The organism is Oleiphilus messinensis, assembly GCF_002162375.1.
Lineage (GTDB): Bacteria > Pseudomonadota > Gammaproteobacteria > Pseudomonadales > Oleiphilaceae > Oleiphilus > Oleiphilus messinensis.
Window position 1 is genome coordinate 490,537 of sequence record NZ_CP021425.1, and the last position, 14,262, is coordinate 504,798.

At 47.0% G+C, this 14,262-nt stretch carries 14 protein-coding genes; 10 read left to right on the forward strand and 4 right to left on the reverse strand.

Translation table 11 applies throughout. From position 1 onward, the window contains the following. Window positions 1-129: 129 nt before the first annotated feature. Complete coding sequence (locus OLMES_RS02145) at window positions 130-567, reverse strand: nucleoside deaminase (RefSeq protein ID WP_087459735.1); 438 nt, start codon at window positions 565-567, stop codon at window positions 130-132. Between the two features lie 462 nt (window positions 568-1,029). On the opposite strand from OLMES_RS02145, the gene OLMES_RS02150 reads away from it, so the two are divergent. The 3 genes from OLMES_RS02150 to upp are packed head-to-tail and all read left to right on the forward strand — an operon-like array spanning window position 1,030 to window position 4,255. Then, window positions 1,030-2,283: a GTP cyclohydrolase II gene (locus OLMES_RS02150; protein WP_087459736.1), complete on the forward strand. Its 1,254-nt coding sequence runs from the start codon at window positions 1,030-1,032 to the stop codon at window positions 2,281-2,283. Next, entirely contained in the window at window positions 2,283-3,578 is a 1,296-nt protein-coding gene (locus tag OLMES_RS02155) for a DUF1688 family protein (RefSeq protein WP_087459737.1), read from the forward strand. The genes OLMES_RS02150 and OLMES_RS02155 overlap by 1 nt, the downstream gene beginning before the upstream one ends. Window positions 3,579-3,598: 20 nt before the next feature. After that, a complete protein-coding gene (gene upp / locus OLMES_RS02160; RefSeq protein WP_087459738.1) occupies window positions 3,599-4,255 on the forward strand; it encodes a uracil phosphoribosyltransferase in 657 nt (218 codons plus the stop codon). Window positions 4,256-4,259: 4 nt separating this feature from the next. Here upp and OLMES_RS02165 read toward each other — a convergent pair whose 3' ends face one another. Next, entirely contained in the window at window positions 4,260-5,423 is a 1,164-nt protein-coding gene (locus OLMES_RS02165; protein WP_198343189.1) for a retropepsin-like aspartic protease, read from the reverse strand. Between the two features lie 167 nt (window positions 5,424-5,590). On the opposite strand from OLMES_RS02165, the gene OLMES_RS02170 reads away from it, so the two are divergent. Both OLMES_RS02170 and OLMES_RS02180 read left to right on the forward strand, forming a co-directional pair. Next, a complete protein-coding gene (locus OLMES_RS02170) occupies window positions 5,591-6,403 on the forward strand; it encodes an arylamine N-acetyltransferase family protein (protein WP_087459740.1) in 813 nt (270 codons plus the stop codon). A 191-nt stretch (window positions 6,404-6,594) separates the two neighbouring features. Beyond that, complete coding sequence (locus OLMES_RS02180; RefSeq protein ID WP_087459742.1) at window positions 6,595-7,383, forward strand: class I SAM-dependent DNA methyltransferase; 789 nt, start codon at window positions 6,595-6,597, stop codon at window positions 7,381-7,383. 79 nt (window positions 7,384-7,462) lie between these two features. Here OLMES_RS02180 and OLMES_RS02185 read toward each other — a convergent pair whose 3' ends face one another. Next, window positions 7,463-7,951 (reverse strand): Hcp family type VI secretion system effector, encoded by a 489-nt coding sequence (locus tag OLMES_RS02185; RefSeq protein WP_087459743.1) that lies wholly within the window; start codon window positions 7,949-7,951, stop codon window positions 7,463-7,465. A gap of 367 nt (window positions 7,952-8,318) precedes the next feature. On the opposite strand from OLMES_RS02185, the gene OLMES_RS02190 reads away from it, so the two are divergent. Continuing rightward, window positions 8,319-9,059, forward strand: coding sequence for a substrate-binding periplasmic protein (locus OLMES_RS02190; RefSeq protein ID WP_087459744.1), 741 nt, complete (start codon window positions 8,319-8,321; stop codon window positions 9,057-9,059). Here the strand turns inward: OLMES_RS02190 and OLMES_RS02195 are convergent. Beyond that, on the reverse strand, window positions 9,037-9,558 hold the full coding sequence (locus OLMES_RS02195) for an ABZJ_00895 family protein (RefSeq protein WP_198343190.1): 522 nt from the start codon (window positions 9,556-9,558) through the stop codon (window positions 9,037-9,039). The two genes, OLMES_RS02190 and OLMES_RS02195, sit on opposite strands and share 23 nt — an antisense overlap. A 347-nt stretch (window positions 9,559-9,905) precedes the next feature. Here OLMES_RS02195 and OLMES_RS02200 point away from each other — a divergent pair, with 347 nt between their 5' ends. The 4 genes from OLMES_RS02200 (at window position 9,906) to OLMES_RS02215 (ending at window position 13,770) form a co-directional block, all read left to right on the forward strand. Continuing rightward, on the forward strand, window positions 9,906-10,697 hold the full coding sequence (locus tag OLMES_RS02200) for a DUF4261 domain-containing protein (RefSeq protein WP_087459746.1): 792 nt from the start codon (window positions 9,906-9,908) through the stop codon (window positions 10,695-10,697). A 186-nt stretch (window positions 10,698-10,883) separates the two neighbouring features. Then, on the forward strand, window positions 10,884-11,612 hold the full coding sequence (locus OLMES_RS02205) for an imm11 family protein (protein ID WP_087459747.1): 729 nt from the start codon (window positions 10,884-10,886) through the stop codon (window positions 11,610-11,612). 35 nt (window positions 11,613-11,647) lie between these two features. Then, on the forward strand, window positions 11,648-12,352 hold the full coding sequence (locus OLMES_RS02210) for a hypothetical protein (RefSeq protein ID WP_087459748.1): 705 nt from the start codon (window positions 11,648-11,650) through the stop codon (window positions 12,350-12,352). A 50-nt stretch (window positions 12,353-12,402) separates the two neighbouring features. Next, window positions 12,403-13,770 (forward strand): DUF1963 domain-containing protein, encoded by a 1,368-nt coding sequence (locus tag OLMES_RS02215; RefSeq protein WP_087459749.1) that lies wholly within the window; start codon window positions 12,403-12,405, stop codon window positions 13,768-13,770. Window positions 13,771-14,262: the final 492 nt, after the last annotated feature.

Genomic DNA, 14,262 nt, shown 5'->3' on the forward strand with positions numbered 1-14,262 from the left:
CGTTATTTTTGTGTTGGAATCCAATCGTATACCATCCCTTGCTTAGTGGATTTTTTTAAGGTGTGTATATAGATTAGACTAAATTTGTAACCTCTCCATAATAAATTGTTGCATCCGATCCTGGGCCTGTTATTCGCCGATATCCTCGTTCCATAATGTAGGTGAATTGTGGATGAATTCCTCCATGAGCTTGATACAGGTTGGGTCCTGCAACACCGAAAGTTCGACACCACGTGATTCCAGCAGGCTTTCGTCGCCCATAAAGGTCTGATTTTCGCCAATGATCACCCGCGGAATGCCATAGAGTAATATGGCACCACTACACATGGGGCAGGGTGAAAGCGTGGTATAGAGTGTACAGTCTCGATATACCGATGCGGTTTGCCGGCCAGCATTTTCAAAGGCGTCCATTTCGCCGTGCAGTACCACGCTCCCTTGCTGGACGCGTCGGTTGTGACCCCGTCCTATAATCTTGCCATCGTGCACGATGACAGAGCCGATTGGAATGCCACCCTCCGCGAGGCCTTTCTCTGCTTCTGCTATTGCTGCTTGCATAAACTCATCCATTTCGGACTCCTTTTTAGCGGGATAATTCCCGTGGTGATAGGCATATATCTGGCCAGGTTAACGGGAACTGTACAAAAAACAACCCCGCACTTTCCAAATTTCGTGATACAGTCATAAAGAGGCTGGTTCATTTTGAGCAGCCTGGTTGGAACGTATACGTCGTTTGCTGAACTGGCTTTTGTAACGGATCGTTTCGCGATGGCCTTGTTTCCGGTGTCGTGACGGGTGTTGGTGCACAATGCTTGAAAAACGAATGGGGGTTGCCGCAAATCAGTGCGCGGAAATGCTCTACAGCGAGCCGATAACGACACAGACTTCTGGGGATTGGCGCGGAAAGCGCGCTTTTATTTGATGCCGGTCAGGTATTGGAATAAAACATGCACCAGAAGTATTTTAACCCATGCGCCAGCGCGGTGCCTCGGAAAAAGCACCCGGACTGGCGTAAGTACTGAGGGTGTGCTTATGGCTGAAAATCGGCAACTACGCGCGATCTCACTAACTTCGCATACACATCGCGGAGTCAAATATCCCATACAGTGGGGCCAGTCTGACCCCCTGCAAAGAGGGCCCATTATCGGATCGATCGCTGATTCGAGCTTGAAAAATACCATTGGTTCCCATGCCGGATCATACTGTGTGTACCGCGCTATGGCGGTTGCCAAAGGGGATTTGTCGCCGGTACATAAACCTGATTTGACCAATACCGAACCCGTAGTCGATATTGGTCCTTATCCACAGTGGTTTGATCCCGCTAAAATCGTATCTATCGACCCTTGGGGGCATCGGGTCGCCAGTGATTTCAAAGCCGAGATCGATGCCGGAGTAGATATTCGACCGACCATCGCGATTACAAAAGCCCGAATTACAATTCCGGAAATTCAGTATGCCGTTTTACAGGGGCTGGTAAAAGCCGATGGCAAGATTTTGCTGGCGTCTGGAGAAGCGAACGTCACCAAAATAGCATTGGAGCCCGTCTGGCATCTGCCCGGGATCGCCGAGCGTATTGGCGTCGAAGAGATGACGTTGCGCAGAGCAATGTTTGAACAAACCGGAGGCATGTTTCCGGAGCTGGTAACGCGTCCCGATATTTCAATCTTTATGCCGCCGATTGGCAGTACGACGATTTATCTTTTTGGAGATATTGATGCGATCACGGATCCGGATCGGGAAGTGGCGTGTCGGGTGCATGATGAGTGCAACGGGTCTGACGTTTTCGGCTCGGACATCTGCACCTGTCGACCCTATCTCACCCATGGTATCGAAGTGTGTATCGGTACTGCACAGAAAGGCGGGGTCGGGATTATCGTCTATAACCGGAAAGAAGGGCGGGCGCTGGGGGAGGTGACCAAGTTTCTGGTTTACAACGCGCGTAAACGGCAAACTGGAGGCGATCGCGCTGCAGCTTACTTTGAGCGAACGGAGTGCATTGCCGGGGTGGAGGATATGCGCTTTCAGCCCTTGATGCCTGATCCGCTACACTGGTTAGGTGTGACCCGTATTGATCACATGGCCTCGATGAGTAATATGAAATTTGATGCGTTAACCAGTCAGGGCATCGAAATTGTCAATCGTGTGACCATTCCCGATGATTTGATTCCCGAAGACGCCCGGGTTGAAATGGATGCGAAAAAAGCTGCAGGCTATTTCTGTGATGGCGAGGTTCTGAACAGCGAACAACTTGCTGAAAAATCCGGTCGGGATCTGGAGGCTTATTGATGGTTGGAAAAGTGGGTGTAGCAAACAATGGTGCCTCTGTGATGGCAGCAGATGATGGCAATTTCAGTGCAACACAATTGCACTTGTGGCGAGCAGATACCGTGCGCGCCCGGTGCCATGAAATTTTGGAATTGGCGCGTCAGGACAAGCTGGTTGCTTACCGCTATTTCCCGGAAAAGTTGCCCGAGGTTGCGGATTATGTGGTTCAGGTGATGCAGGCGCGCTATCCAGACTGGAATATTCCCCCACACAGTCGCTGGCGCCACTTCAGTGTCGGTGAGGTTGATCGATGGCAGCAACTTGTCGCCGGCGTATCCGACCCAAAGGAATTGCAGTATCGTGCAACGGAGCTCACGATAGTCAGTGTTCTGCTAGATGCCGGTGCCGGGGCACGTTGGCAGTACAAAGATGCCCATGACAGTCAATGTTATCAACGTTCTGAGGGCTTGGCACTGGCCAGTCTGGAGTTGTACGCTCAAGGTGCTTTTTCCTCCCGAGGCAGGGCCTGTGAGGTGGATGGCACGGGACTGTCGGGACTCTCTCTGGCAGCTCTGGAGACCGGTTTTCAGGTACGAGATGACAATCCGCTGATCGGGACTCAAGGGCGATTGGCGTTACTACACCAGTTGGGCGAGGTGATTAACAGTTGTCCTGCGATTTTTTCGAAATCCCGTCGTTTGGGTTGTCTCGTGGATTTTTTTCTGGCGTCAGACGCGAATTTAGAGACAGACAATCTGGAGACAAACACCCAGGATATCTCTGTTGAGGTTGTCTTCCAGGAATTGTTGAAAATTTTCTCGATTATCTGGCCACAGCGGGGAGACCATAGTTTCGGGGATGTGTGGGCCTACGCGGGAGTTGGCGGTTCGGAGCCCGGTGCCGGTTTTGTGCCGTTTCATAAATTAACCCAATGGATGACCTATTCATTGGTGGAGGCCTGGAACCTGAATGGCCTGAAAACCCGGGATGAGGATTGTCTCACCGCACTGGCCGAGTATCGCAATGGCGGTTTGCTGTTGGATATGGGGGTGTTAAAACCCAGAGCAACGAATTTTTCAGAACGGGAATTCGCACCCTCGGATTATGAAGTGGTGGAACTTAGAGCCATGACCGTCGCGATAATCGATAAACTGCTGATTATGATCAACGAGCGTCTTGTGGGCCGACATCTCACGCTGACGCTGGCACAGGTGTTGGAAGGGGGAACCTGGGCAGCCGGGCGGAAGCTGGCCTTTGAGCGCTCACCAGAAGGTTCACCGCCGATTAAATATGCAGCAGACGGTACACTTTTCTAATCTGGATAGGGAATAACAATATGATAAAAACCACATTACCGGAACCGTTCCCAGGGGTCTACTGGGTCGATCATCCATTTGTACAACATAAGTTGACGACGCTTCGGGACAAGCATACCCCCACGAGAGAATTTCGAATGTTGGTGGAAGAACTGGGGGTATTGATCGCGTATGAAGCGACGCGGGATTTCGAAACTGAATTGGTTGACGTTGAAACCCCTCTTGAAAAGGCGAAGAGCCCAACCTTGAAGGGTAAAAAAATGTGTGTCGTCACGATCATGCGCGCGGGCAATGGTATGACCGAAGGGGTTCTCAAGTTATCACCCTCCGCCCGGGTGGGTCATGTGGGCTTGTACCGGGATCCTCAAACAAAATTACCCATCGAATACTACATCAAAATGCCGCCGGATCTGGATCAACGTACTGTCATTTGTGCTGATCCAATGTTGGCAACCGGACAGTCCGCCGCCGCGGCGGTACACAAAGTCAAAGAGTTAGGGGGGCGTGATATTCGCTTTGTCTGTTTATTCGCTGCCCCTGAAGGTCTGCAGCTTTTTCGTGAAGAACACCCGGATGTGCCCGTTTTTGTTGGCGTGATCGACAGTCACCTTGATGATCACGCCTACATTCGACCCGGTGTTGGTGATGCCGGTGACCGGATCTACGGTACCAAATAGCGTATTAACTTGATCCGAACGAAGCGTTCTCAGGGGCAGGGATATTAAATTTATCGGTTAACGTGAGCTGCCCTGCTGCCGAATCCAGATTCAAATTAAAGCGAGCCAGAAAACTCATGCCAAGCAGCCCGTCCAGATTATTACCCAGAGGTTGATTGAGAATGGCCACTTCAACATCATGTGCAGTAATCCCCGCGACGGTTATGGTGGAAACTTTTGCCAAATAGCCCGTGGTGAGTCCGTTGGCGGTGAGAAATTGAACCGGGCGACCTTGTTTTTCAAGCCCTAAACGCCGCGCGAGTTCGGGGGTTACCGTCACCATTGCGGCACCGGTATCGACGACAAAGTTTGCGCTGTGCTCGTGGTTGACTGTGCTGGTCACTTTAATGGTATTGCCGCCAGGTGGGAACTTGATGATGCCCGCCACTCTTTGTTTTTCAATGACACAATCCCCTTTCTGGAAGAAGTCATCCAGCATGAAGTTAATTTTGGCATTCGTGCGGAGTTCGGGAAACTCAGACATATACCGGTTGAGCTCAATATAGGCTTCACAGTATTGGGCTGCAGAGCTTAGCAGGGTGACCACATTCATAGGAATTTTACTCAGCCTGGGGGCCAGTTTGAGCGCCTGACGATAATTGAGTACAGCTTGTTCCGTTTCTCGGAGCGACTCATGCAGTTGCCCTTTCCAGATCCAATAGTCTTTGTTGTAAGGATCAGCCTTAATCAGTGCTTCGGTATCCAGAATGGCTTTGTTTAACTGCCCGTTTTGCTTGTGAATATGCAAGCTGATAAGGCGAATATCAAGAACTTCGTGGCAGGCTTGCAAGTAGTTAGCCGCCACCTTCAGTGCCGCAGTATCATCTCGCTCCCGTTGCAGGTGGCGTATCAGTTGATAATGTAATGCCGCATTGCAGGGCGCATTTTCTGCAGCACGGGTCAGGGTTGCTGTTTCATTGAAGTACACCGTATAAATCAAGACTGCACACAGGATACTTGAGGTTAAGGTCGCCAATAACAGAGTCGTAATACGACGGCTTTTTCTGCAATGAGCACAGTGCAAGCGTCCAGCCTGTTGTTTATCGCATTCGTCACAAACGGGGGTGAGACAGCGGGTACAAACGGAATTATGGGGTTGGGGGCCGTGTTGAGAACAGTCCATGATCATGATTACACCTCCTGTGTAGGGTTGATGGTGAAAGTTTAACAGAAGCAATGGCATTTGTATCAAATACGTGCCGGTATCAACATAGGTTAATGTTTTTCGCGAGACCAGCCAGTATTATCTTCCGTCAACAGACCCCAATCTTGGCTTAGCGTAAAAGGAAAAAAAGTATGTCACCGCATGAAATCGCCCAATTGTATCGAGATGAGCTACAGCTGACCCCGGGCTCCGCTGATCTCAAACTGCTGCAGGACATTCAAAGCCGCCATAATGAGCTGTTCAGTTTCACGAGTCTTGCTGCCGCTTTGGGGCGGGATATTCGAGTCGACAGCGACTCTGTCTACGAAAAAATAATGGTAAACCGGCTGGGAGGCTATTGTTTTGAACATAACAAACTGGTCTATGATGTTTTAGTCGGATTCGGCTTTGCAGTTCGAATCGCCATGGGGCGGGTGGTGTATAACGAAAATGTTGATCGACCCAGGACCCATCGCCTATCGATTGTCACGCTGAACGGGGAGCGTTATCTCGTGGACGCGGGATTCGGTCATTTCTGTCCGCGGTTTCCAGTGAAAATGGAGCCGGGTCTGGAACAGGATCAGGGGGACGGGATATTTCGTATTGCCCGATTGGCGTCCGACCAGTATGGGCTGCAAATCTGGAAAGAGGGTGACTTTTTCACGTTGTACACATTTGATGATGGAATCTATACCGAAGCGGATTGCTTGCTCGGAAATTTCTATTCCCACAAACACCCGACAGCGGTGTTTGCAAATAACCTGGTCGCCAGCCGCAAAACGCCGACGTTAACTTATTCGCTCCGTAATAGTGAATTACACTTGATTCGATCCGAAGGCTCAACAATTGAACAAATCACAAGTGTTGAACAACTTCATCGAATCTTAACCGAGCTTTTTTTACTCAATGTCGACGAACAACTTTGTGATCAATTGTATGCTCGATTTATTGCTTCTACACTATGAACTACCCAAGCTTTAGATTGGTACGATTGTTGGGCTGAATATAGGTTGGGCATTTATCGACCCGTTTGAGGTGCTCTGAGGTAATTTGAAACACGAGCGCAGGAGAATCAATTGTGGTCGAAATTTGATCGTTTCCTTTATGCCGCGCTTGTGCTAATCTTCGCGCTTTCGAGCCCAAGGAGTCTCTCCCCATGGCATTTACCGCCATATCCGGGGAGGTTACTCTTATGGCAAACTCCAATCAGTTGTATGCGCAACTGGCCTCTTATTACGATCACTTTTGTCATCATATCGACTATGATGAGCAGTCGGCATTTATCCAGCGTGCAATGCAATGTTTCATGCTTTCAGGTGGAGCTCAGTATCTGGATCTGGCCTGTGGTAGCGGTCAGCTCCTGGCGTTGATGCACGCCCGCGGACACACTGTATCAGGCTTGGACAATAGCAAAGAAATGCTAAGCCAGGCTCACCAGCGTTGCCCGGAGGCTGATCTTAAACTTTGTGATCTGGCGCAATTTCAATTTCCCACCTCGTTTGACGTGATTACCTGTTTGCTCTATTCCATGCATTACAGCCATCCACTGAAAAACATGTTTTCGGCGATGGAATGTGCCTTTCAGGCATTGAAGTCAGGCGGTATTTATCTTTTCGATCTGGTTGATAAAAAAGGTATCGCTAATGATAACGGGATTATGAATCGGCTGGATATCGGGTCGGAGCTGCTATCCTTCCAGTCCCGCTGGTGGTATCGCGGAGAAGGAGATGTGCTGGATCTGTATTTGTCTATTATCCGTGAAGCAAAGGGCCAAACGGATCGTTGGGATGACCATCATTTAATGACCGCAGTCAGTATACCTGTCGTAGTGGAGCAGTTGAAGTCAATTGGTTTTGAGGTCTTTGTGCTGGAGCGGGATTTTTCCAGTCTACGGGAATGGAATGGTCTTTCGGATAACGTTTTAGTTGTGGCGCGTAAACCTTGATTAAAAAAGGGAAACCGCTCGGTTTCCCTTTGATGCACGTCTCTTGGAAAGAGCTTTGTGCGGAGCGCTGTAGTAGCGACTACACCTTTTTACCTGCAGTCAGGTTGTAGCCTACAATGCCCTGGTTACCCGCCGCGTTAGCTTTATCGGCTGCGGTGTAAATCATGCTGATTTGAGCATAGCTCAGTGCCAGGTTTTCGAATGGAGGGCCTGAGTCGCCAGCAGACATGCTGTAAGAGCTGATGATTACATCTTCCAGCTCGTATTTTACGTACTCTTCTACTTTATCTGCACCGGTTTTAGCGATTGCGATGACCACTTTCTTACCATCGGAACCAACCAGAGATTCCTGGAACAATCCGGAGGATGCGCCATCCATAACTTTGCTGACCGAGATTTCACTCAGGTGTGGACGGGTCGCTTCACGGTTGGACATGTTACCGGCTTCCATGGTGATACCACGGCCTACACCAAACTGTACATTTTCCAGTTTTATCCAGTCAGTGTAACCTTCAGCTGTAACGTTACCTTTGATAGAACCGCCATCCCATTGCAGAAAAATTGCCATGTTTGTATCCTCGAAAAATTGGGTGTGAAATGAAACTCTTCTCTGAATTTACCTTTTGTTATTGGCATTCGTTATAACTGAGGCTGTCTCATTGAAGCTTGTAATATAAGGCGATATTAAAGAGGAATTTCCCTCAAATTTTTTTTGTATCCATTCAAATCGATTTTAACTGCGTTTCGGCAGTGATAGTTAGTGTAGACCGTTTTCCTGATTCTGAGTATGAAATTCCCGTAATTGTCAGTATTGGGTTGTTAAAATTCCGGCCTGAGTGAAAAGTGTACAGCCTTTGGTAAATGTACTATTTTTGCCAGACATTGTTGAGAAAAGACACATCAAGCTCTTCATTACGGGGATCACAGGAGGAACCATGTATGACCGTTATCGACGGTTTCTGTTTTTGTTAATGTTTTGTGCTTGCACCGTCTCCCCGGCGGAAACCATTGTCATCTCCACAGGGGAATGGATGCCGCTGATATCATCCCGTCTTAAAAACGACGGGCCGATTTCGATGGTAGTTCGAGAAGCATTTGCGACTCAGGGTATCGCGGTGGAATTCGAGTATTATCCCTGGAAGCGCGCGCTGGAGGAAGTCAACCTTGGCAGAGTTCATGGCAGTTCCGCCTGGCGGGTCACACCTGAACGTGATGCGCTTTATTATTTTAGTGATGAAGTTTATGAAGGGTTAAACGTTTTTTTTCATTTGGAGACGAATGATTTCGACTGGAACAGCTTCAGAGACCTGAATCGTTATCGCATTGGCGGGGTGCTTGGTTATGCTTACAGCATCGATTTCAAAGCGGCAGAAGATCGTGGCGAGTTTCAGGTAATCCGGATACGGGATGAGAAAAGTCTGGTTTCGATGTTGCTGTCGGATCGCCTGGACGCATTCCCGGCGAACCGGGAAGTCGGATTACATGCCATTCTCGTTATGGCCCCCGGGGCATACGCTCGTATCAGGATGCACCCCAAGCCGCTGGAAAAAAAGCCCCTTCATCTGGTGCTTAAAAAAGATAAAGACGGAAAGAGGCTGTTACAGCGCTTTAATCAGGGCCTCGCCGCGTTGAAGAAGTCCGGGCGTTATCAGCTTATTTATGAGGGGGCTCGTTAACCGGCTCAAGTTTGCCTGCTTTGCACAGCGTTGCGTAATGCTTGCGAGCCATCCAGCCATAGGCAAGCCAGAGCAGTCCGAATGTAATCAGGCTGAGCACGATAAAACCACCAATCAACCAGATACTGCCGACCTCGGAGAGCGTGCTCAGTACAATCACCCGAGTTGCCTCATCGAGCAGCAGATAACCAAGCAGCACCATCGTGACCAATGAAATTACCCACATAATCGAGAAAGAATGCAATGTGAGCATGAGTTGCTCCCGTGGTTCCGGCGGGCGCTTATGGTCTCGGATAAACTTGTCGACGGCGATAAAACCCGCGCTAAACAAAACCACGGCGGAAACACCGGAACTGCCATCCATTTCCAGCAGTGAAAAAATAAGCGCGGTGATTGCACTCAGTGCCAGATAAGCCAGCGTAAATCGAATCAGATAGGGCGCTAGTGTCTTTGGAGTACCAGCAGTGTCTACAGTCCGTTGCATATTGGGTTCCTTCATATACGGTTCACATTTAAATAACCTTGCGCATTATACACGAACCCGCCAGTGGTGCCTGATTTAAGTTGAAGTGCGAGATAAATGGCGGCGTTAGCCAAAAATCACAATTTGTGAGAGATCTCCTACAACAATATAGGTCATGGCTTGCATACGGTTAAACTTCAAAACAGTACAGTTAGGCGTTTATCGTTTCAGGCAGAGGCCTGTCAAATTCAGATTGAGGCGTGTTCAAGTTGCTAGATAGGCACTACATACAACTTTAGCGCCTGCGTTTTTGTTAGGGGGCAACAATGACACACCCATCTCCATCTTCCTAGGAGCAGAAGGCATTTCCGGGTATTATCCAAATGGTTCTGCTCGATTCTCCAATGAACCTCTCACTCTCCGAGTTACAGTCTTTTCTACGCGAAGCGCTCAACAACCCTGAAATTTCCGTGCAAGGTGATGAGGCGGATAAGAACAATTTCATTATTTTGTGGGGGAAAATGGCATTTGCTTTAATGCACATTGATTCGCCAATCCCGTCCGAAACCTTTGACATCGCTTTACGGACCAGTTTTGGACTTCAAAACGGGGAACAGCTGGTTAAAGCGCACAAAGCCCATCTGATTATCTCTCCCATTAACGCTGCCGGGCATCAACTTGCCGCGATTTATAACGCCTTGGGCGTTATGACCTTGGCTGATTTAATAAGGGAAAAAATCAATGTGTTAGCGCACTTCTGGTCTGCATCTGAAATATTAATGGATGCAGATCAATTCAAGCAGGCGCTTGCCGGTGCAGAGAGCGCGTTTTCCAAATATCGTCGTAAAGAAGCCAATGCGTGGTATGACCTTCCGGTACAACGTTGGGTTGGCATGCGAATGATATCCCCAGATCGCCAGACCCAATTTGGTGCCCGGACACAAGGCCTCGCGGCATTAACCGGCTTTGAGATCCAAATCGACCCATTCCCCTCCAGTCCGCAGGAAGTGGCCAAGCACCTGTATGGCATGGCCAGTTATGCGCTGAACCATGGGCCAGTGTTTAAAGACGGCGATACTATCGGGATAAGCGCAGAACAACAATTCCGAATCAGCCGTCGAGCAGATAATACTCCTGTACTTTGGGTAATGGTTATAGAGAGTACTTGTCATTGATGAATCTAGTTGCAGATTTGCAGACTACGGTATTAATAGTCCAAAGGTATCATTCGTGTAGTTTGCTGCCGAAAGCCTCTCATATGAATGGTTAGCCATATTTTTCAGTCTGGACCTAGCTCTTGACAACCAATCCTTGAGCTTGGTCCGAAAGAAGATATTTACACAAGCATATAAGGAAAAATAATGTTTTATCGGTTCCTTTCGAAACTTGCAACGCAAGAGCGTTTGGAAGTGTTTCCTGTGCCATTGAAGGGTAGTAGTTGGGAAAAACCAGCTGCCTGGATACCTTACATGAGAGATTACGAAGAAAAATTCAATCCAATTCAACTATCCAAAGATACCTCTGGTGTCAATCTGTTCCAAGCACCGTATTACACTGAGTCTGGTTCTCGTGGGCTACGGCTTCGATATCACGTGGAGAAGGCGATTGAGAAAGTACCTGATATTTGGGGCATTGAAGGACGGCTGATTGTTTCTGAAAAATTTAAGCGCGTTCTCGAATCAGTTGACGATATGCATCATGAATATATTTCAATTGAAATTATTGATTGGAACGAAACAACAATAACAACAGACCAACCTTATTATTGGTTTAATCAACGGCGATTTTTAACGATTGATCCGTTTGACCGAGTTGTAAATCACATGGAAGTAGGTTTTTGTCCAATACCGGGTGAAGAGGATTTTATGGCCCGAGTGCTAGAGACTCAATGCTTACGCGAACTGCTGGAACAATTCCCCATCTGGCAACACATTGGCCTAAAAGGAATGGAAGGCAGAATGTCCCAAGTACGTTGTTTGTTGTATATGAACCAAAAATTAGTTGACGCTTTAGAGGCTGTGAATGTTACTGGCATGGATAAATACAGCCAGAAATATGGTATCGGGGAAGAGTCATTATGCGAAATTTAAGTCCACGTCAGCGATAGCAATACAGGATCAGTGGAATGATTTACCGACTTTCAAGTAAATTCAAAGAAATGTTCTTTGGGTGTGATTGGCCACCAATGCCAGATGGATTAAAACAAGGTAGAGAAGCTAGGGAATATGAGTTTTGTTTCGAGGAGCTGCCATTGTTGCCGACGTCTCTGTCCACTCAATGCCGGGTGTTCAAAGCCCCAATCCGACCTCTATGGAGAATGAATTATAGTCTGGATATTGAAATTAGGCACAAAAACGCGATATTGCCGGATTTTATAGTATGGCGGGGCGGTATTTATGTTACGGAGACTGTGAAAGAAATCATTGAACAGGTAGATCCTTTCGGCCATCAATATTGGCCTGTAACAACATTGATAACTAATAAGAAGAAAAAAGTCGCATGTGACAAGACATATTTCCGAATGAATATGCGTAGATACGTATTCATAGAATCCGCAGGGGATACATTAGAAGAATTGGATTTTAGTCCACTGGGTAGTGAAAGCGAATATATTGCTGCTATTCAGCAGAATTCATCTATAAGATCGTACGTTGAAACACTCCCGATATGGCAACATTTTACGGTTATCGGCAACAAGAGGTTAATTGACGATTCGCAGTTGTATCTCAACAGAACACTAATGAATCGCTTAAAAAATGCCGGAGTAGCTGGCATTCAGGAATACACAGAGTGGCAAGGGAAAAACAAGGAGACAGTTGGGCATGTCTGATTTAAAAGAGGACGATCGTGATTACTTAGATTTCAAATTTGGTAACGGGAATGACAACAGACTTTAGCAATTACGTACAACAACACTCGAGAGAAGCTTTATTGGTCTCAAAAGTGTTTTCAGACACACATTCTTATAGTTTCTTCGGTGGGCGACCACTAATGCCTGAAGGTATGGAATGGCCAAAATCTGAAGTATCGGGAAAGCTCCGCTCCATGCCTTTTTTGGGGCAAATTAATTTATCAGATATTAAAGATTTTCAAATTTTACCAGATGAAATGCCTACCGAAGGAATATTATATTTCTTTTACAATGAAGCGTTAAATTACGGAGGAAACGAGAATGCTCCCTGTGTACTCTATTGCGAGGATACAAACAATTTAGTACCCCGTGACCAGCCTGAACCTCACTCTTCTATTATTGGGAAAGACGAGCTTGCTGGCGGATTTGCACACCGTGCAGGTAAAGCGACGTACCTCCATTTTCCTCGACTTTCTTACCCAAAATATGAAGTTGATTTTGCGGCGTTTAAAGATATACAGCATCCTGACCAAGTACTTTCTAGAAGAGAAGAACTTAAATTCAAGGATGATTACCTATCTATAATGAACATTGAAGTTGAGAATGCCTTAAAGAAGATTTATGGAGAATCTTTCAATGATCACACTGACGTGAGTCAGTTTCCGTTCTTGAAAGTTCTGGACCCAAACAAAGAGGCAACTGGATGCTTCGATTATCAAGAAAGCTCAATATTATCTGGACTTGTGGATTCATGGCCGCAAGCATGGATCCATATTGGTCTGCTTATAAGCAGCAGCGAAATCTTTTGTCAAGGAGGGACTAACTTCAATAAAGGTGGGTTCGGTGCTGTCATACCTGATGACCCAGACAAAGATCGTTTTATTCAGGAATGTGAACATTGGTTAAATGAGGCTAAAAAAAATCCATTCACTAGAGTTCCCGAAGATCAAAAATTACGTTTTTTGAATTGGGCATCTCAACACTATCAAGAGAGCTTCAGAAAGTGGGATCAAGATCGTTCGCAGGTTTTGCACAAAAAAATCCTTTATTTTTTTGCGAGCTTACAGGGGGCTGCTTTTGATGCCACCAACTTGTGCTTGGAGTTGGAACAGTCAAAAAGAGACTTGCTTACTGTTAAAGAGAAAGAAGCCTATATTAAACAGACTACCAGTGAACCGCATGTCTACGGATTCCACGCAAAACACCAAATATTTGGGTTTGGTTACAATACTCAAGGCGAAGCCGAGGCAAATGTAGAAAATGTCTTGCTACTCCAATTGTATACTGATCACTCAATGTTGTGGTCCTTTTGTGATCTTGGCTTGCTTCAATTTTGGATAACCCATGAAGACCTTCAAGCGCTCCGTTTTGACAAGGCGTTTGTTTCCCAAAGTTAACTTGCATAGCTAGCCGCTAACTTTGCGTATTTAAAATACTCGATTTTTTAATTGGTTGGAAATGAACAGGACAGGCATTGCCAAAACTCGGTGTAACTTATGTTTTATAGATTCTTATCCAAGCTCGCCACACAAGAACGATTGGAAGCATTCCCAGTACCGATTCCCAATAGTGATAAGTCTGGATGGATGCCGGTCACGAAAAACTACGAGGAAAACTTTAAGTCTATCGACACGGGTTTTAATGGTTTAGTGATGTATCAAGCTCCTCGGTATGAAAAGTTTCGACCGCAACCGCATGGTCTTTGCCTTCGTTTTGAATAAGGGCACAGAAAATGCGCCCCACCCGATATTTGGGGCGTTGAGGAGGTCGGGTGCCGCTTAGAGCGTGATCTTGTGCGTAGTGTTTTGACTCTTAGGTAAATCAATTGCCACTGAGCAAAGCTTGATAAGCAGTGCCTACTGTTATGATGCTGTGGATATGAGTGGAAG